Raw genomic sequence first — 20757 nt, forward strand, 5'->3', positions numbered from 1 at the left:
GCTGATCATGGCTGAGGCGGAAGGCTGACGAGGGGATGGCGTGCCTTGCTTCGTTCGCTCCGCGGATGCGTGTGCCTCCGTGGGTCCTGTTAGGCCCCTGACTGCGAATTCCTTCGCCGATGCTTTTTCGTATTCCTGTCTTCGCCGCGATCCTTCTCGCGGCTGTCGCGCCGCTGCGTGCTCAATTCGAGGCCCGCCAAGTGCATCCCGTGGCGCTAACCCCGGATGGGACGCGCTTGCTGGCGATTAATTCGCCGGAGGCCGCGCTTTCAGTCTTCGATATCTCGAACCCTGCGCGGAGTGCGCCCTTGTTGATCGATGAGATCGGCACCGGGCTGGAGCCGGTCTCGGTGCGTGCCCGCGGCAATGACGAGGCGTGGGTGGTCAACGAGCTTTCGGATTCGGTCTCGGTGATCTCGCTGAGCGAGCGGCGGGTGCTTGCAACGCTGGCCGTCCCGGATGAGCCGGCGGATGTGGTGTTTGCAGCAGGGAAGGCTTTCGTGTCCTGTGCACGGAATTCGCAGCTGCGGGTCTTCGATGCGGTGACTCGTGCGAGCCTGGGGTCGATTCCTCTGAACGGGGTGTATCCGCGGGCGCTCGTGGCAAGTGCGGATGGTAGCAAGGTCTATGTTGCGTTCCTGCTCTCGGGGAATGGGACGACGATCCTGCCGAGGAGCGAGGCACCGGCGCAGCCCGCGCCGTCTAACAGCAGCTTGCCCGCTGCGCCGCAGACGGCTTTGATCGTGGCGGCGAGCGATCCGCGGATTCATCATCAGGTGCTGGATCGCGACGTGGCGGAGATCGATTGCGCAACGCTGAGCGTGAGCCGCTATCTGGGTGGGACTGGCACTCATCCCTTCGATCTCGCGTTGCATCCGGGGACCGGGGATCTGTGGATTGCGAATTCGGAGTCGCTGAACTTGGTGCGCTTCGAACCGCAACTGCGAGGGAACTTCGTAAGGCATCGCTTGACCAAGCTGCCGCTGCTGGGAACCCCGGTTGCTTATGATCTCAATCCGACGGTCAACTACAGCATGCTGCCGAATGAGGCGGCGAAGGCCGTAGCGCTAGCGCAGCCAACTGGACTGATCTTCACTGGCGATGGCTCGCGTGCATGGGTGGCGGCGTTCAATTCGGACCGGGTTGCCGAGGTGAATGCGGCGGATGGGGGTGTGCTGAACCGGGTGGATCTGAGGACGGGCGGGGGAGGCTCCGCTGCGATGCGGGGACCAAGAGGGCTAGTGCTATCCGCTGACGGGGCGCGGCTGTTTGTGCTGAACAAGCTATCTAACAGCCTGACCGTGGTCGATGCCGCGACGCGGGCGATCTTGTCCGAGATTCCGGTGGGGAGTTTCGATCCGACATCCGCTGCGGTGCGGGCCGGGCGCGGCTTCCTTTTCGATGCGCGGCTTTCTGGCAATGGCACGAACTCTTGTGCGAGCTGCCATCTTGATGCCGACCGCGATGGACTGGCGTGGGATCTCGGGGATCCGGGTGGTGCCATGGTGATGGTGCAGGGCGCGAATCTCTCTGCCCACAATACGCAGCTCCGCAACCGCAGCCTGCACCCGATGAAGGGGCCGATGGTCACGCAAACGCTGCGCGGGATGGTGGGGAATATTAGCGGGGTGACGATTCCCGCTGCGGCGGTGACGCCGAAGTTCCACTGGCGCGGCGACAAGCCATCGATCCAGAGTTTCAATCCGACCTTCAGCAATCTGATGGGTGGCAGCCAGCTTCCGGCGGCGGACATGGATGCCTTGGCAGCGTATTTGATGACGATCCCGCATCATCCGAATCCGAACCGGAATCCGGATCGCAGCTTGCCGACTTCCTTTCACGGCGGGAATGCGGTGTTTGGCCGCGATCTCTTCAACGACCACTTGGTAAGCCATTGTGTGGTCTGCCATCCGTTGCCGGCGGGAACGGACAACAATATCGACCTGCGCCGCGAGGTGGATGGCACGCAGGAGATGAAGAACCCACCGCTGCGCACGGTCTATCAGCGCGCGGAGCTCTACGATCCGGCTGCGGGCGCGACATCGCTTTCGGGCTTCGGGCTGGGCTCGGACGGCACGGGGCACGAACTGCCGCGGATCCACTTCTATCAGCTCGACACGATCGATTCCGAGTCGGACCTCGCGAACCTGACCGCCTTTGTGTTGTGTTTCGACACGGGGACCGCACCGGCGGTGGGCCGCAGTGTGACGGTGGATCTGGTGAGCCGGAATTCGGCGACGGCGCTGGCGGAGATCGCGCTGCTAGAATCCCAGGCGGGAACGAATTGTGATCTGGTGGTGCAGGGAAGGTCGGCGGTGGACGGCCATCGTTTCCGCTTCAACCCGGGGAGCCAGAAGTATGAGGCGGATCGCAGTTCGATTCCTCCGCTTACCCGGGCCCAGACGCTCGACCTCTTGGTTGCTGGCGAGTCCTTCACCTTCCTCGGCGTGTCTCTGGGAGATGGCTCGCGGATGGGTGGAGACCGCGATGGCGATGGTATCCGCGACGCAGACGAGCTGGAGCCGGTGCCTTTGATCCAAGTGAGTGCGAGCGACAGCGCCTTCCTTTGGCCAGCAGCGGCAAGGGACTGGACGCCTGAGTCTTCCTCCGTGTTGCCGGGGTCATGGCTGCCGCTGAACGCGGTGCCGGTTACCGAGGGTCCCTTCCTGCGCATCAATCCGAGTCCGGTGAGTGGCGGCAGCCAGTTCTTCCGCCTGCGCCGCACCTGGTGAGCTCTTTTTCCTAACTGAATCGATACATACCATGAAAGCCAAACTCCTCGCGGTCTTCCTCGCCGCTCCGCTTGCCCACGCCGCCACCGTTACTTTCCACGATGCCGAGAATCCTGATGCCGCCGGAGGCATCGGATATGAATGGTCGGTCACGCTCGGTAGCGAGGAGGTCATCTCGACGCCTAACGTCGCGGGTTCGCATGTCGGTGCGTGGTCTTGGGAAGATCAGGGTCTTTTCGATCCCGGCGATCCGACGGTGGGCTGGACCCATACTTCCCAGTGGGCAGCCATCACCCTTACGGAGGCTGCCTATTTTACGGTCCGGCTCGAAGCGAATGGTGCGGTGCCTTATACCGGGGCAGGTAACGTCGGTGGATTCCGGCCAAGCGACAACTTCTTCCCGTCGTTCACGCTCTATTCGGGAATCGACCAAGATGCGATCCCGGATGCGATTGCGGAAGCCTTGGGGCTGAACCCCGCGGACGGTGAGAACCACATGTACAATAACCGCGGCAACATCGACTGGGCCGAGGATCTCACCTTTGTTGGCTTAAAGGAGAACAGCACTCAGTCTTTCGCTGAGGCCACTTGGTTCCTACCTGCGGGCACCTACACCCTGGTGATGGGGAGCAATGCGCCCTCCGAATCGAACCCGCCGCGGCAGGGATTCAAGGCAACCTTCACCACGGCGCCCGAGCCTTCATCCGCACTGCTGGGGGCCTTTGCCGCCGGGCTCCTGGTGATTCGTCGCCGCCGTTAATCCAAGCTTCCCAATCATATTTTACCCATGCGCTCTAACAAAACGATGATTTGCTGCCGTGCCGCCTTGCTGGTGACGGCTTTGCTCCAAGGGATTGCCAATGCCCACCACGGTGAGGACTTCCTCGTGGTCATGGACTCGACCGTGCCGGAACCGATGCATGCCACGGTCTTCAGTGCGATCGAGTGGTCGCGCCGGGGCACCGAGGACGAGGTCGGTTTCGAGCCCGGCTTCATGGCCGGGGTGCTGCCGGGGCTGGCTGTGGGCAGTAGCTTCCAGTTCGGCGACGAGGACGGCGCGGGCTGGGAATACAGCGCTGTGGATCCCTCGATCCAATGGACCCTGCCGATCGGGGACTTCCCAGTGAAGTTCGCAGTCCACGCGGGTTACGTTTTTGCCGACGAATCCGACGACGATCATGACCATGGTGCTGACGACCACGACCATGATGAAGATGATGGCGGGGTGGACCCCGGTCCCGACGGCCCCTTGGGCGGCGGTATGGAACACGACCATGATCACGGTGAGGAGCATGAGCACTCGCACAGTCACAACGGCATTCATCGCCACGGCCAAGATCACTTCCACATGCGGCTGATCGCGGATACCAAGCTGGGTGATCACACACGGCTGGTGGCGAACCTGATCGGCGTGGCCCCTGGCGGAGGGGAGTATGACTTCGGCTATGCGATTGGGCTTCGCTACCAGTTCAGTCACGCTTGGGCCGCGGGTATCGAGAACATCGGGGACTTTAATACCCACGGTGAGAACGAGCTTATCGCGGGACTTTACTGGACCCCGATCCACTCCTGCACCATCCGGCTCGGTGCGGGTGTGGGCATCGGCCAGGCCTCCAGCGACTTTTCGCTGCGGAGCGGGCTCACTTGGCGGTTCTAAGTTCTCATCCTGGTTGCCGGAAATCGTGCTGCCACAGCGATTTACTGTGGCAGCAGCCTTTCCGTCCAAGTGCGTCTGGAATCTCAAGGACGGGAAACGAGCACGCGGGCGAAGAGCTTGTGGCCTGCCGACTCCTCGGTCCGCGGGATCGAAACCTCCACGGTGTCGAGCGCCGCTGAGGGAGAGTCCTCCGCGATACTAGCCATGCCCGCACTGGTAGCACCGATAGCGACTTCATGAGCCGCGCTCCAGAGAGAGAGGTCGTTGGTCCATTGAACCTTGATGGTCACATCACCTTCGCTGAGGTCGGTGCGCTTGAAGCTGAGCACCAGGTGGGTGGGTGTGAGGGAGCAGGCGGGCAAGCCCGACTGGCTTGAGGCGCCGGTGCCGGCGGGAACTCCGCCGAAGACGAATTCCAGCAAGTTGGCCACGCCATCGTGGTCGGGATCGTCATTCACGCCGTCGTTGACTCCGGCGGTGAGACCATTGGCCGGCAGGGTCTTCCAAGCGTCGTAACCGCTGCCGGTCTGATTGATGATGATCTGGGTGGCGGTGTAGGCGACCGAATAGCCGGCAGGCAGGTTCTTGATGGCGAAGGTGCCAGTGAGGCTGGTGGCTTCAGCGATCACGTAGCTCGGTTGCGTGGCGGGGCTAAGCTCGGTGACATTGAGGGTGGCACCGCTGATGTTGAGATTGCCGCTGACGACCAGCTTGTCGGCGGCGACACCGCTGACCTCGATATCCAAGGAACCGGTGAGGGTGGTGGGGCCTGTGGTCAGCGTGCCGACACTCGTTCCCGGGGCGATGCTGCCCGCCGCCGTGACAGTGCCGGGGAAGATACCCGTGCCTGCAAGCTTGGCTCCGGCTGAGACATTTACCGGGCTGGAAGCGGAGATGCTGCGAGGAGCAAGGATGGCCAGAGTTCCCTCCTGGACGGTGGTGTTGCCGGTATAGGTGCTGCTGCCTGTCAGGGTCAGCTTGCCCGTGCCGACCTTGGTAAGCGCGGTAATCTGGTTGGTGCCGCTGCCGTTGGCAATCACACCGCCGAAGCTGCTGTCAGTGCCGAGCGCGCCGACCGAAAAGGTAGCCGTGGTGTTGTTGACGTTGTTGCGAAGCCGGGAGTTGGATGTGGCTCCGGTGGTCGAGAGCTCGCCCATGTGGACCGTGCCTCCGGCGGCCATGTTGGCGACGTAGGCGGAAGTGGAAGAGAGAGTTCCTTCGGTGCTAAAGGTGAATTTGGCGGCCTGACTTGAGGAGCTGGAACTGTTGAAGAGGATGGTGGTGCCGGCTTGCCAGAGGTTGAAGGTGCCGGTGAAGGCCGAGTTGTCCGCGGTCAGTGTGTCGCTGCCGTCCATGATGTTGAGCACGCCGCTGCCACTAAGGCGGCCCGTGAGGGTCCGGCCGCTGGCGTTCTGGGCAATGAAACCATTGCTGAGAACTTCGATGTCATTTGGCAGATTTCCGGTGCCTGCGTTGAGGTAAAGCCGGTTGTTGGTTCCGAGCGTGCCATTGGTCCCAATCGCACCGGCCGCGGCTACATCGAGCACGATGAGGGCGTTTGAAAAATCGGCGCTGAAGTTGTTGCTGCGGATGTTGCCGCTGCGCTGGCTCAGCGAGCCGCTGAAGTTCTTCAGGCTGGTGTTGAGCTGGTATTGGTTGCCGGAGCCGATGTCCGAAATGAGGTTGATGTCTCCGCCGATGATGTTGATGCCGTTTTGGATGCCATTGTTTTTCACCGTGAGTGAACTGGGCTGACCGCTGCTATTGCGGATCGCGCCCTCGGCGGTGCCAAGAGTGCCGATGGTCTGATTGAAGCCGTTGAGATCGAGGACGGCCCCCGAGGCGATGGTTACGGAAGGGGCCGCAGCGTTGCCGATACCGAGGGGGCTTGAGGTAGTGCCCACCTGGCTGACACCGAGCTTGGTGATGCCCTGGTTGATGGAAACGGCACCGGTGAAGGTGTTGTTTCCGCTCAAGGTAGTCGTGCCGGGGCCGGAAAGCGTGAGGCCGCTGTTGCTGCCGTTGTCGGCAATGTTCGAGGCGACCTCAAGAGAGGCGTGATTGATGAGGATCAGCTCGCGGCTGGCACCGTTGGCATTGCCACGGATGGTGCCACCGCTGATCATCGAGCCAGTGGCCACGGGTGTCACCAATACGCCGCCGGTGGCAACGGTATTCACACCGTCCAAGCCGAGCAGTTTATTGGGAGCACCGCTGAATCGCAGCGAATTGACCGTGACTCCGGAGACCGAATCACCGCCTGCGACATCGACGTTGGTCGCGGCTGTGTAGGTAGTCCCGTAGGAGCCCGCTGGCAGGCCGGAAAGCGTGTAGGGTCCCGTTCCGGACTTCGTGAGCCAGGTGGTGCCACCAACGGTTTGGTAGGCTGAATTCGAGCTGTTGGTGGCGATGCCGTTGGCTGTGTTGGCGCTGGTGGTCGTGACCGAGCCTGAGGCGGGGAGCACGAAATCCATCGTGCTCTGAGCATTGCGGGTCATGCCGCCGAGGGTGACGTCGACAGTCGTCGCCCCATTCGGAACGACGGTAAGAGAAGCGGCCCGGTTGGCGCTGGTGGTGATGCCATTGAAAGTCTGCGAGACGGCAGCGGCGTTCTTCCCTTTCAAGGTGGCGGCCCCACCGAGAGTCAGATTGGTCAGGCCGAGCAGATTCGACGGCACGGCCATACTGGAAAAATCCAGCACCAGGGAGCCGCTGGAGAGGGTGGTGGAGCCGGTGTAGGTGCTCCCGGTGCTGCCACTGATTGTGAGGGTTCCGGTGCCGGCGTAGGTGAGCTTGTTCGCGGCAGCCACGGCACTGCTACCATTGGCAACCGGACCGTTGATGGTGACGTCGGCAGCGCCATTCAAGGTGAGGGTGCGGACCGAGGTATCAGGATCGATCGATAGATCGATCGCGCCCAAGGTGAGCTTGGCAGCTCCACTGAGGTTATTGGTGAGGGTTCGGTTCGCACCGGCGATTCCGCCAAGAATCCCGGAGGTGAGCTTGCCGGAGAAGCTGACATCGCTGTTACCTGAAACGACCACGGTGGCTGCCTGCAGCCCCATCGGCAAGGCGATGGCTTGAGTGACTGAGCTGTTGTTAGACAGATTGCCGTTCAAGTTCATGGCGTTCCCTCCCAGCGTGAAAACACTGGCTCCGGCGTTGAAGGTGATGCCGTTGAGGGCGAGGTTCGCGGCGAGGTCGTTGTTGAGAGTTGCGATTCCCGAATTGCCAAAGATCAATGCATCATTGGCCACCGGAGCGGTGCCGCCCCAGTTGGCCGGGAGCGACCAGTTGGAACTGCTCGGAACTGCGGTCCAAGTGCAGTCCCCGGCGAACAGCGGTGAGGCGGCGGCCATGCCTAGTGCCAGCCTGCAGAGACTGCTGCGGCAGAATGAAGGGGTGGAAGTCGGGTTTTGGGCTTTCATGGGTTTGGGAGTCGAAGTGCCTCGCGGTATTAGCCAAACAGCGCGGTCGTCCTGGCTGGCTCCGAAGGCAGCGGGCGGAAACATCCCTGCGGCAGGAGGAAAAGCCGCAGCAAATGGAGGTTTGGGGTTTGAAGTCCCGGTTGGGCTCCGGGATCGGGAGTGACAGACACCGCCAAGGCTCATTTCGCCCCAAGGTGCCGATACAAGACTGCGCGCTTGGCGAACGGGAATTCAATAACCCGGTTAGGGAATGGGGGCACTCGGTTGATCGCGCCCTGCACTGCCGGGAACAGCAAGCGGTCCATTGGCTGCCGGTCTCGCCCTTCATAACTCCGATGGGGTAATGGACGGATTTTAGCCCTGCGTGGATAACGATTCTTGTAATGCGGGAACCTGCCCAGTTCCGGCCTTCGGCAGAACCCAACGCCACAAACCCATGAAAAACTCCCCGTCTATTGGTAATTTCAAGCGAGCCTCTTTGCTATCTTGCGCCACTGTCTGCGCGATTTCAGCTGCCCATGCCCAGAGTGGCACGTGGACCGGAGTCGCAAGCCCGGCACTCTGGAGTAACACCGCCAACTGGACTGGTGGGATCGTCGCCAGCGGATCCGGAAATACGGCACACTTCGAAACCATCGATCTCCCGGATGGCCCGTTCCAGTTGTCGCTGGATACGCCGCGCACGCTGAGCAATCTGAGCTTTGGCGATATCAATACCACCACCGCTGGCTCGTGGTTGGTGGACAATAATCTCGATCCACTCAACGTCCTCACGCTCGATGGCACGCCGGTGCTCACCGTGAATGCGATGGCAACCGGTGCCGCGGCGGAGATCAGCGCGGTGGTCGCGGGCAGCGCCGGAGTGAGCAAGGCGGGAACTGGTGCCCTGACCTTGAGCGGAGCGAACACTTACAGCGGCACCACTGCGGTGAACGCAGGCACGCTCAACATCAATAGCGCCACTGCGATCGGCACGAGCACCCTGACTCTGGCCGGGGGCAATATCGGCAGCACCGGTGCCGCAGTAACACTCAACAACAACAACGCGCAGAACTGGAACTCGAACTTCACCTTCGCGGGGCCGAGCAATCTGGCGATGGGTACGGGTGCAATCAACGTTCCGGGTGCCATCACGCTTACGGCGACTGCAGGCCAACTGAACCTCGGCGGCGTCATCACCAGCACTGGCACCTTCACGAAAGATGGCGCAGGTGAAGTGCTGCTCTCCGGCGCGAATGTTGCGAGCTTCACCGGCCCGATGACCCTGAAGGGCGGCTTGGTCCGCATCCGTGGCAATATGGCCACCGGTGCCACTGGCGTCGCACTCAATCAAGAGCCCATCGGTTCGCTCACGAAGACGATTACTTTTGAAGGTGGAGCGCTCATGCTCAATGGAGCAACAGGAAGCAATGGCCCGACCACCGTTGCCTTCACCAATCCCGTGGTGGTCGCAGCAGGACAGACCGGTACCGTCTGGGGGCCCCAGCGTGGTGCTTTCAACTCCACGCTGACTGGCAGCGGCACCTTCAATTTCATCGGCAACTATGTGCGCGGTGACCTGAACGGCAACTGGACCGGATTCACTGGCACCGTCAATGCATCCGGTGCCAACACGGCCGGCAATTCCGATGTCCGCATCGCCGGTGCAAACATCCTGCATGCGGGGCTCGCGCTGAATATTACGAATGCCAGCGTCTATCAGACCTACAACCCGCCTAACAATGCGGTCGGCACCACCCAGATTATCGGCAGGCTGAGTGGAAGCGCAGCGGCCTTTTTGGGCGGCAGCCCGGTGGGCGGGCGCTTCGTCAACTGGCAGGTGGGGGCTCTGAATCAGGATACCGAATACGCCGGCGTCATCGGAAATTCGGCCGGTGCGGCCCGCCTCTACAAAGTGGGCACCGGGACTTTGACATTGAGTGGTGCGAACACCTACACCGGGGACACCCAGCTCAATGCCGGCAAGATTTCGGTCGGAAACGGTGGTGCTTCCGGTAGTCTGGCAGCGACCAACGTGATCACCGTTGCGGGAACCCAACTCATCTTCAACCGCGGCAGCAGCGCATCGAGCGTCTATCCCGGCATCCTTTCCGGACCGGGCACGATCACGAAGCGTGGTGCTGGCCAGGTGAACTTCACCGGTGCCAATACCTACACCGCGGGCACCACAATCGAAGGCGGCATCATCGGCATCAATAGCCCGGCATCGCTCGGCAGCGCCGGTGCGGTCAGCTTCACCACCGCCAATGGCGGGGTGATCTCAATCTTGCCCGGTGTGGTGGAGAGCCGCAGCTTCAACGTGGCCAGTGGCCTCACCGCCAGCTTCGGGGGCGCGACCGCTGGGGATTCGCTGGAAGTCACCAGTTCCATCACCGGCGCTGGCTCCTTGGCTGTGAGCGGTGATGGCTTCCTCACGCTCTCCGGCGCCAATGCCTACGCCGGTCCTACCACTGTCAGCAGTGGCGCGCTGGTCGCGGCGAATCTTTCCGGAAGCGCAACCTCGTCCGGCGCGGTGTCATTCTCGGCTGGCACGCTGGCGGGCGAGGGCACCATTGCCGGTGCCGTGACCACGGCTTCAGGCGTATCTCTGAAGCCCGGTGCACTGACGCCGACTTCTTCGGGCGTCGGCAATCTGACCGTCGGCTCGCTCGCTCTCGCAGGTGGCACCACGCTCTACACCGAGTTCACCAATTCCGCGACTTACGACAAGATCACGGTTTCCAACCCGAACGGATTGACCGTGTCCGCATCGCTTGCCAATCCAGTGATGGTGGATCTGCGGGTGGCCAACTCCACCGCCAAGTGGACCACTCCGGGAACCTATACCATCCTGCAGTTTGCAGGCTCCTTCGTCGGAAACGCCAATGATCTGTTCGAGGTGACTCCAGCCAGCCAGCAGGCCGGCCAGACCTATACCTTCTCGGTCGTAGGGAATAGCATCCAGCTCGTGGTGGCCGGCAACTTGCCCTCGATCTGGAATGTCGATGCGTCCGGCAACTGGAGCGCTGCCGGTAACTGGGCGAATGGATCACCCAATGCGATCGGTGCCACGGCTCAGTTTGACAGCAAGATCACCGGAACCCAGACCGTGACCTTGGACAGCAGCCGCACGGTGGGCTTGATTCAATTCAACAACGCCAACTCCTATGCGATCGACGGCACGGCTACACTGACGCTCAACCAAGCGGTGGGGAATGCCCAAGTCGACGTGCTCTTGGGTGCTCACTCCATTTCGACGCCGATCCAGCTAGCAGATCCAATCGGCATTGATTTATTCAACGGTGCCAATTCGCTCACCCTGTCTGGAAACATCGGTGGTGCGGGCGGGATCACCAAATCCGGGCCGGGTAACCTGGCGTTGGCAGGCAGCAACAACTTCTTGGGGAATCTCTCTTTTGCGAACGGCACGCTGACCTTTGGCAACAAGAGCCTAGGCTCGGGAGCCCTGACCCTGAACAACGCTTCCCTGGTCTGGGGCCCGGGCAATAACCAGGACATCACGATCGGTCGTGCCATCACCTTCGGGAATGACCCGATCACCTTCTCCATGGATTCGGATGTCATTCTTTCGAATGACTTCGGCCTCTCAGGAACGGCCAACCTCACCAAGGACGGCACTGGCAAGCTGACCTTGGTCGCAGACACCAGCTTCTTGGGGAATCTGACGGTTCTGAACGGCAATCTCACGCTCGGTGACGGTGGCGCGACGGGGTCGGTGCTCGGAGCGATCGCCCTGAACAATGCCTCCAGCATCCTGACCGTGAGCCACTCGGGTGATCCGGTGATCAACAATCTCATCTCTGGCACAGGCAGCCTGGTGCTGGATGGCAACGGATTGCAGTCGCTGATGCAGCCGAACACCTTTAGCGGGACGACCACGATCAATGGCGGCACCGCGGTTCTGGGCAGTGGCTTGGCCTTGCAGAATAGCTCGCTCCTCTACAATGCCGCAGGCGGCGCTCTCGATTTCGGAGCAAACTCCGCGGCAACGCTCGGGTCGCTTGGCGGTGACAAGGATCTCGTGCTTGAGAATGGCTCGGCGAGTGCGGTGATCCTCACGGCCGGTGGCAACGGAGCAGCCACCGCCTACACCGGTGTCCTCTCGGGGGCAGGATCCTTCACCAAGGCCGGTGCCGGAATCATGACCTTCACGGGAGCACATACCTACAGCGGCGCTACTCAGGTGAATGGCGGTGCCTTGGAGTTGGACTCAACGGTGACACTCAATAACACTACGGTGAGCGTAGGCGCGACCGGCCGTTTGACCAGCAACGGAGCCACGATCAATGCCTCGGTGGCGTCCAATGTGGCGGCTGGGGCCACAGGCGCGGCCATCTTTGAAGTCTTCGGCGGGACGGCGAATTTCCCCGGAGGACTCAATGGCGTGGGTAACGCGACCAACGTCTATCGCATCCAGGTGAGCGGTGGCAGCTTGAGCGCCGGCGGCATGAGCATCGGCCGCTCCGGCTTGGTCTACACCACGGAACCTGCCGCGGGCTCGGTCAACGATGGTCTGTATGTGAATGGTGGTGATGTGGACATCGTCGGGAGCCTGCTGCTGGGCAATACTTCCGGAGCCAACTCTTCGGTGAGCACCCGCATCGACTCCGGTAGCCTCGATATTACCGGTCCCATCTCCATCGGCCTCAACAATGGCGGTCGCTGGTCCGTCGTGGATGTGGGTGGTGGCGTCTTCAGTAGTGCCGACACCGGGACCGGCGTCCGTCTCGGCGGACCGCTCCAAGGCAATGCGGCCTTCCTTACCCGCGGCGGTGTTGCCACGGTCGAGCGTTTCCAGTTCGGGAACCTGGCCCTTGGTGGCACCGGCACAGTCGCCGTTAGCGGTGGTGAGCTCTATGTTGGCTCCGGCGGAATGGTCATGGGCACGACTGAGCCAGGCTACGTGGCTACGCTCCGTCTCTCCGGTGGCGTGATCGGTGCGAAGGCTGCCTGGTCAACGGCACTGCCGGTCGCCACCTCGAACGTCTTCGAGGTGAAAGCTGCGGACGCCAGCAGTGTCGCGCACGACATTACCCTATCCGGAGCCGTTAGCGGGACCGGCTCATTGGTGAAGAGCGGGGCTGGCACGCTGACCCTCTCTGGAACTTACAACTATACGGGCAATACGAACGTCACCGCGGGGACGCTAGTGCTGGGCACCGCTACGCTCAGCGATGCGGCCACCGTGGACGTGGCCACCGGTGCTGTCATCAATCTGCCCCACGGTCAGGTCGATACGGTTCAGGACTTCCTGATCAACGGCGTGTCCCAAGGTCCCGGCACCTACACTTCTGCGAATAGCGGCGGGCGGATCACCGGCACCGGTTCGCTCCGTGTGGCGGCCGCCGATCCTTACATCGCTTGGATTGGCAGCTTCTCGGTCGGCGCTCTCACCGGCAAGGCCGATGATGCCGACGGTGACGGCCTCACCAACCTGGAGGAGTTTGCGCTTGATGGTAATCCCGCCAGCGGTGCCAGCACCGGCAAGGTCCGCTCGCGGATTGAAACGGTGGGTGCTGATCAAGCTCTGGTGATCACGCTGCCGGTTCGCAGTGGGGCTACCTTCAGCGGCACCCCGTCGAAGTCGGCGACCATTGATGACCTGATCTACACCGTCAGGGGCGGGAACAATTTCGCGGCCTTTGACCAAGGCATCACCGAGATTGCAGTCAGCTCAACCGGAATGCCGGTGCTGAGCACCGGGTGGACCTACCGCACCTTCCGCTTGGACGGCGCGATTGGTGGTGCCACTCCGCGGGGGCCGAAGGGCTTCATCGACATCGACACCGTGGATGCGCCGTAACTAAAACAGGCTTCTTGGGTCCATCCGGGTATCCGGGCCGGGAGGGGTTTTCTCTCCCGGCCTTTCCTTTCCCATGGGGTGGAATCAGTGACGCTGGAGTTTGGGCCAAGTAGCCGGTCAAGCGAGGATCGGTCGAATGATCGAAGCCGGCTCGACGCCCGTCAGCCTTTGGTCGAGGCCTTGGTAGCGATAGGTGAATCGCTCGAAGTCGAGGCCCAGCAGATGCAACAGGGTGGCGTGGAGATCATGGACGGACACAGGATCGCGCGCGATGTCGTAGCCGAGTTCATCGGTCTCGCCGTGGACCACGCCGCCCTTGATCCCACCGCCGGCAAGGAAGATCGAGAAGGCCTTGATGTGATGATCGCGGCCATCTCCCTGGGCCATCGGAGTGCGGCCGAATTCGCCGCCCCAGACCACTAGGGTGTCGTCCAGTAGACCCCGCTGCTTGAGATCGGTGAGCAGAGCGGAAGTGCCTTGGTCCACCAGCTTTGCGATGTCGACCAGGCCTTGCTTGATCCCGCCATGATGATCCCAGCCGCGGTGATAGAGCTGGATGAAGCGCACGCCGCGCTCGGCGAGGCGGCGGGCCAGCAGGCAGTTCGAAGCGAAGGAACCATCGCCCGGCTTGCAGCCATACAATTCAAGGGTTTCCTTGGATTCGCCGCGGTTGTCCATCAACTCGGGGACGGAAGCCTGCATCCGGAAGGCTAGCTCATACTGCTGGATCCGGGTGGCGACTTCCGGATCGCGGCTTTGCTGCGCGCCGATCTGGTTGAGACGATTGACCGTCTGGATCAGCTTCTTCTGGGACTCGTCGGTATTGCCCGGTGGTGTCCGCACGTAGTGCACCGGATCCCCGGCGGATTGGAACTCCACACCCTGCAGATGGCCGGGAAGGAAACCGCTGCTCCACTGCCGCGAGGAAATCGGCTGCGCTTGGCCGCCGCCGACGCTTGTTAGAACGACGAAGCCCGGGAGGTTCTGGCATTCGCTGCCGAGTCCATACAGCACCCAGGAGCCCATCGAGGGCCGACCCGGAATGATCGAGCCGGTGTTCAAGAAACCTTGCGCGGGATCGTGGTTGATCTGCTTGGTGTTCATCGAACGGATCACCGCGATCTCGTCGGCGTGCTTGGCGATGTGGGGGAAGAGATTGCAGATTTCGATGCCGGACTTGCCGTGGCGGGAGAAATCGTGTTGAGCCCCCATGCAGTTGAGGGCCTTGCCTTGAAGTTGGGCGAGCTGCTGGCCCTTGGTGAAGGACTCGGGCATCGGCTTGCCGTGCATCTCGCGCAGCTTGGGCTTGAAGTCAAAGGTCTCCAGATGGGACGGCCCGCCCGACATGCTGAGGAAGATCACCCGCTTGACCTTGGCCGCGCGCGTGGGAGCGGCAGCCAGGACACTGGGCAGGTCGCCCGCCAGCAGACGCGACAGAGCGATCGAACCAAGACCGGTCAAGCCTTGGCCAAGGAAGGTCCGGCGAGTGGCAGAGTGGAACAACATGGCCGTGGCTCAGTAGCGGGTGATGGTTTCGTGCAAGTTGAGGATCGTCCGGGCCAGCGAGGTGGCGGCGGCCAACTTGGCTGGCGGGATGTCCTGCGGCGCGGGCAAATCGCCGACGCCTAGCAGATCGCTTGCGGCCTTGGGATCAGCGGTGAAGCGGGCGAGCTCTCCGGCATTAAACTCTCCAAGAACCTTGAGTTCCTCCTCTGTCGGTGGCCGGCTGAGGCAACGGACCCATGCTCGTGTGGTCAGGTTCTTCTCGCCCTCAGGTTCCTTAAGTAAGCTTGTCGCAAGCGCACGAGCGGCCTCCGTGAAGCTAGGGTCATTGAGCAGGTCGAGAGCCTGGAGCGGGGTGTTGGAAAGCGTCCGCTCGGCGGTGCATTCCTCGCGTGCCGGGGCGTCGAAGGCTTTGAGCATTGGGTGCAAGAATGTCCGCTGCCAATGGGTGTAGAGGCCGCGACGATAGAGCATCGCGCCCTTGTCCGCCTGATACTCGCGGGGCGGGAAGTTGAGGTGCCGGTAGTAGCCGGCCGGTTGATAGGGCTTGGCGCTTGGTCCGCCGATCGCCGGGTTGAGCAGCCCGGCCACCGCGAGCGCATTGTCGCGGATCAGCTCCGCTGGCAGGCGCAGCTGGGACTGGCGAGCCAGCTGGCGGTTCTGGGGATCGATCTCTAACAGCGCGGGAGTGGGTGTGCTCGCTTGGCGGTAGGTCTTTGAAAGCAGGATGGTCCGCAGCAGGTGCTTGGTGCTCCAGCCGTTCTCCACGAACTCGATTGCCAACCAGTCGAGCAGCTCCCGGTTGCTGGGGTATTCTCCCTGCAAGCCGAAATCGCCGGTGTCCTTCGACAATCCGACCCCGAAGAGGCGGGCCCACTGCCGGTTGACGAAGACCCGGGCAGTGAGGGGATTGTCCTTGTTGGCAATCCAATGTGCGAGATCGAGGCGCGTTGCACGACCCGCGGCAGGAGCGGCGTTTGATGCCGTGGCCAAGAAGGCTGGCGGGGCTGGGGTGACGACTGCACCCGACTTGTCCTGCCAATCCCCGCGGTTGAGGACCCGGAGCTCGCGCGGCTTCGCGGAAATCGTCATCGGCACGCTGGGGGCCGCTTTCAGGATCTCCGTCCGTTCGCGTTCCAGCTTGGCTACTTCAGATGAAAGCTTCTGCCAGGCGGGCGTCGTCTGCCGGTAGTAGAGCGCCAGCTTGGCAGGGTCCGGAGATGCGGACTGGAGAAGGGCGATGGCCTCCTTTGGCAAGTGGCCGAGGCGCTGCGCAGGATTCGTGGTATGGAGACCGACATTATCCCAGTAGATGAGGCCTCCAACTTGGGTGCACGCGACTTGACCGATGACTGAGCCGGGCGGAAGGCCCATGTCGGCAGGGGACACGGTGAGGCGAGTCCAAGCACCGGCCTTGGGTAGATCTCCAGCGCGATGATAGGCGGGGCCATCCTTGCCCTTGCCGTAGGGAATCTCCGCGTCTCCCCAATAGGCACGGTGGCTCCAATCTCCGGCCATGTTGGCCTGCAGCATTAGAGTCCGGGTTGGCTTGGCGGAATCGAGATAGACCCACAGGTAGAACTCATCCTTGTCCTGGATTGTGACCGGCCGCTTCAAGACCGCGATGTGCTGGACAAGCCCACCGGATTCCTGGCGGCGTGAATGGGTGCCGGACTGAACTGGAGCACCGCTGCTCGCTTCGACGAAGCCCGGTTGATCGATCGAGGCGGGCTCGGGCAATGTCTCATCGAGAATCGGCGCGTCGTAGGCATCCTTCGATGCGAGCAAAGCTTGCTGGCGGGCGATCCAGTCCGCGACTTCCTTCGGCTCGACCGCGCCATTGGACTCCAACTGTGGTCGCAACTGGCCGAGTTCGACATCCACTTGTGCGAGGCGGCCGGCTTGCTCGGGCGAGGGGACCTGCAGCAGGGGGCCCCATTTGTCGAAGACCACACCCTGCGAAGTCCATTTCGAGATGTCCTCCTGGTAGCGGCCGTCGTCGTTACACGCGCCTCGTTCCAAGATGTCGCTGAAGTAAGCGGCGAAGGAATAGAAATCCTTCGTGGTGAAGGGATCGAATTTGTGGTCGTGGCACTCGCAGCAGGCCATGGTCGAGCCCAGCCATGCGGCGGAGGTGGTGCGCACCCGTTCACCTTGATATTTGGCGAGGTATTCGGCGTCTTGGATGCCGCCTTCCTCGGACAACTGATTGAGGCGGTTGTAGGACGCGGCGACCTTCTGGCTCAGCGTTGCATTCGGCAGCAAGTCGCCGGCAAGCTGTTCGATCGTGAATTGATCGAAGGGCTTGTCGCTATTGAATGCCTCAATCACGTAGTCGCGGTAAGGCGACGCAGAGCGATCCTGGTCACCGTGATAACCGACGGTGTCCGCATAGCGGACATTGTCCAGCCATCCAACCGCCATACGTTCGCCGAAATGGGGCGAGACAAGCAATTGCTCCACCACTTCCCGGACCGCGACCTCGGGATCGCGGGCGTAGGCCTGCTGGAATGCGGTCACCTGTTCTGGACTCGGAGGAAGCCCGGTCACATCGAAGTGCAAGCGCCGCAGCAAGGTAGTCGGGTCCGCTGGTGAAGAGAACGCCAGTTGGCGGGATTCCAATTGATGGGCCACCAGGGAGTCGATGCTTTGGCCGGCATCCCGCTTGGGCAGCGTGTAAGCCCAGTGGGGTTCATAAGCAGCACCCTTCTTGATCCAATCGCGGAGCAGTTGCTTCTCCGCCGGATTGAGGGTCTTGTGGCTTTCCGGCGGCGGCATCCGGTCGTCCTCGTCCTCGGCATTGATCAGCTTGATCAACCTGCTCTTCTCCGGATTGCCCGGGACGAAGGCCTTGGAGGCGAGAGCCTCCTCGCGGATGTCGAGCCGGAGATCTTCCTCACGCGTCTTCGGGTCGGGGCCGTGGCAATAGAAGCACTTGTCGGAAAGAATCGGCCGGATGTCGCGGCCATAGTGGATGTCCGCTTGGGCTGGTAGTGACCAGCTGATCACGCCCGCCAAGGACAGGAGTCGCACCGCGCGCGGCGAAATCGCAAAGGCTGGGAAGTCGAGGCTAGACTTCATGGCCGGCATTCTCACGAGGCGTCCCAAGGTTCGGCGGCATTGGATTCATGCGTATAAGCGGATACATGGCGTTCTCGCCGGGAATTTCGGTGAAACGACCTCCGCCCGACGAATAGAACGGCACATCCGGCCTCGGCTCACTCACTACCCACATCGTGCCCAGCATACGGCACCCAGCGCGGCATCAGCCAATGCTGGCGAGATAAGAAACGCGTATTATTTTGCCCTCCGGCGATGCCGGAGGGCAAAAGGGATGTAACCAAGGTGCACGTCGCTACACTTCAGCGCCGGCGGCGCAACAGCGCGAGCAGCCCCAGGCCTCCGAGCAGCGCCATGCTTGGCTCAGGCACCGCGGTCCAAGTCGCAGTGACCTTTCCTCCGCCGGATGAAGTGCTCCAGCTTCCTTGGCCGGCGGTGTTGTCCAACCCGCTCAGATTGATGCTGGAGAAGGCCCCATTGAGTGCGCCCGTGTAGGTGAAAAGATCGAAGGAATGGTTGCTGTCCCAAAAGGCGGTCGTGTAGTCGGCCGCGCCAAACAAGGTCACCGCCAGCGCCACATTGTTGCCGATGCCCAAGTCGCCCGTGATGGAGATCTGATCCGCAGCGCTTCCGTCGGCGGCAATTTCCGTGGTCACATTGGCGTTATTCCCGTAACTCAACCCGTTGGCGAAGCTCTGGCTGCCAGGCGAGTTGCCGGGATTGTGCTGGCCATTCACCGTGACCAAGCCGCCGCCAAAGGCGCCTTGACCGGTCAGTGTGCCGACCGTGAGTCCACCGGTGGTATTAATTGCCCGCGCCGGATCGGTCCCGGTATTCACCATCCCGGAGAAGATGCCGGAGATCGATGAACTTCCGGTCACGGTCACGGTCGAGGTAGCAGCAGTTCCGGTTAGAGTGCCGCCCGCCAGGGTGATTGTATTTCCCACCGCATAGGCGCCGGTGTTGAGGACGCCGCCGTTGATGGTAATCGTACCCGTGCCGAAGGCCGACGCGTGACCGGCAGTCAGCGTGCCGGAAGTGACCGTGGTCTGGCGGGAATAGGTGTTATTCCCGCTGATGATGAGGTTGCCCGTGCCTGCTTTTGTGAATTTCCGGGTGGTATCACCGCCGTCGGAAATTACTCCGGCAAATTCGGTGACGGTATTGTTCACCGTGGCGATCTTATCGGCGGCATTGCCGAGACTGACGGTATCAACGAATTTCAGATTGCCGGTGCTCGCGGTGCCGAAGGTACTGCTGTTGGCGAAGTCGAGTTGCCTGTTTGTGGTGATGACCCGGGCAGTGGAATCCGCGGAGGCAATGGTGCCGCCGCCCATGCGAAGCTGCGAAGTGCCAAGGGCACCGTCATTTCCCAATGCCAAGGTGCCGGCATTGACTGCCGTGACGCCGCTGTGGGTATTCGCATTGGAGAGTGTCAGGGTGGCCGCACCGTCCTTGGCGATGCCACCACCGGTGCCGGTTACGACCCCGGAAAAGATGGTGTCGACATTGGTGGTGATGGCTCGCTGGGCGGTATTCAGATTCACCCCACCGGTGAAGGTGAGCGCTCCAGTGCCGCCGCTGGTTTGGCCGAAGGTCGCGCCGATGGAGAAGTTGAGGCCATTGCCAAAGTTGCGGGCGGTGCCGTCGGCGGATGACAAGGTAGTGGTCCCGCCACCCGTGCCGAGGTAGATGGTGCCGCTGCCAAAGGCCCCATCATTTCCGGCACGCAGGGTGCCGTTGTTGATGAAGACCCAACCCAGCGAATTGTTGCCGTTGAGGGTCCAGGTTCCGGCATCACCTTTGCCGAGCTGACCATCGACGGTCAGCGTGCCATTGATGATGGAGGATCCGGCAGTGCCGCGCAGGAAGAGATTGGCATCGTTGGCCAAGGCGCCGCCGTTGCTGGTGACATTGCCCAAGGTCAGGCCGCCGGTGCCCGCATTGATTTGCAGGCGTGACGTGAGGTTTCCTACAGCGACAGCAGTAGTGCTGTTGACCCCGCTAAGCAGCAGGTCATTGCCAATACTACGGGTGCCGGTCGCACCGGTGTCGTTGATGACGTTAAATGAACCGTTGGAAGTCGCCCCCGAAAGGGTGATGGCCGAGCCAGTGAGCGAAAGCGCCGTCGTATTCGCGAAACCAATCTGATTCCACGTCACCGGGCCGCTGACCGTCTGGCCTCCGGTCAGCGAAGTCGATGTCCAGTTCGCGGGGTTGGCGGTCGCTGGAGCGACTCCGCCTGCCCAACTCGTCCCGTCGGTGAGCTCAGTGCCGGTGGCGGCTTTGTCGATGGCGGACGAGAGTGAGACTGTGGCAGATGTCGCAAGAGCGACCACCAGGAAGGGGTTGCGGGAGGGTTTCATTCGTAAAAGCGGTCGGCGAGGACCCTTGGGTTGCGAAGATGTAATACAACTTTGGGGCCCATTGCAAGCATCTTCCTTAACGGAAAATGCGTCGAATGCTCCCTTCCAGCGCGACCGAGGGGCGGAGACCTTTCCCGGGCGCCGCTTGGGGGCCGGTAATAGGGGCATGCGGAATCATGACGACCGCTCTCTTGATGTCAGGGAGGCA

At 61.9% G+C, this 20757-nt stretch carries 8 protein-coding genes; 4 read left to right on the forward strand and 4 right to left on the reverse strand.

All coding sequences use genetic code 11. The features are described from left to right. The first annotated feature begins 119 nt into the window (after positions 1-119). Genes BV071_RS01590 through BV071_RS01600 form a run of 3 tightly spaced genes read left to right on the forward strand, consistent with a single transcriptional unit; the run spans position 120 to position 4389 of the window. Positions 120-2732, forward strand: a complete 2613-nt coding sequence (locus tag BV071_RS01590; protein WP_035601197.1) for a cytochrome c peroxidase — start codon at positions 120-122, stop codon at positions 2730-2732. A gap of 31 nt (positions 2733-2763) precedes the next feature. Beyond that, positions 2764-3492, forward strand: coding sequence for a hypothetical protein (locus BV071_RS01595; RefSeq protein ID WP_035601199.1), 729 nt, complete (start codon positions 2764-2766; stop codon positions 3490-3492). 27 nt (positions 3493-3519) lie between these two features. Further along, on the forward strand, positions 3520-4389 hold the full coding sequence (locus BV071_RS01600; protein WP_265593939.1) for a hypothetical protein: 870 nt from the start codon (positions 3520-3522) through the stop codon (positions 4387-4389). 83 nt (positions 4390-4472) lie between these two features. Here BV071_RS01600 and BV071_RS01605 read toward each other — a convergent pair whose 3' ends face one another. Further along, positions 4473-7817: an autotransporter-associated beta strand repeat-containing protein gene (locus BV071_RS01605; protein ID WP_265593940.1), complete on the reverse strand. Its 3345-nt coding sequence runs from the start codon at positions 7815-7817 to the stop codon at positions 4473-4475. Between the two features lie 478 nt (positions 7818-8295). On the opposite strand from BV071_RS01605, the gene BV071_RS32310 reads away from it, so the two are divergent. Next, a complete protein-coding gene (locus tag BV071_RS32310) occupies positions 8296-13620 on the forward strand; it encodes an autotransporter-associated beta strand repeat-containing protein (RefSeq protein WP_265593941.1) in 5325 nt (1774 codons plus the stop codon). Positions 13621-13737: 117 nt separating this feature from the next. On the opposite strand, the gene BV071_RS01620 is transcribed toward BV071_RS32310, so the two are convergent. The 3 genes from BV071_RS01620 to BV071_RS01630 form a co-directional block, all read right to left on the reverse strand. Next, positions 13738-15126 (reverse strand): DUF1501 domain-containing protein, encoded by a 1389-nt coding sequence (locus BV071_RS01620; RefSeq protein WP_035601210.1) that lies wholly within the window; start codon positions 15124-15126, stop codon positions 13738-13740. Between the two features lie 9 nt (positions 15127-15135). Further along, a complete protein-coding gene (locus BV071_RS01625; RefSeq protein WP_265593942.1) occupies positions 15136-18204 on the reverse strand; it encodes a PSD1 and planctomycete cytochrome C domain-containing protein in 3069 nt (1022 codons plus the stop codon). A 281-nt stretch (positions 18205-18485) separates the two neighbouring features. Continuing rightward, positions 18486-20549, reverse strand: coding sequence for an autotransporter-associated beta strand repeat-containing protein (locus tag BV071_RS01630; RefSeq protein WP_035601216.1), 2064 nt, complete (start codon positions 20547-20549; stop codon positions 18486-18488). Positions 20550-20757: the final 208 nt, after the last annotated feature.

Origin of the sequence: Haloferula sp. BvORR071, assembly GCF_000739615.1 — a bacterium.
GTDB lineage: Bacteria > Verrucomicrobiota > Verrucomicrobiia > Verrucomicrobiales > Akkermansiaceae > Haloferula.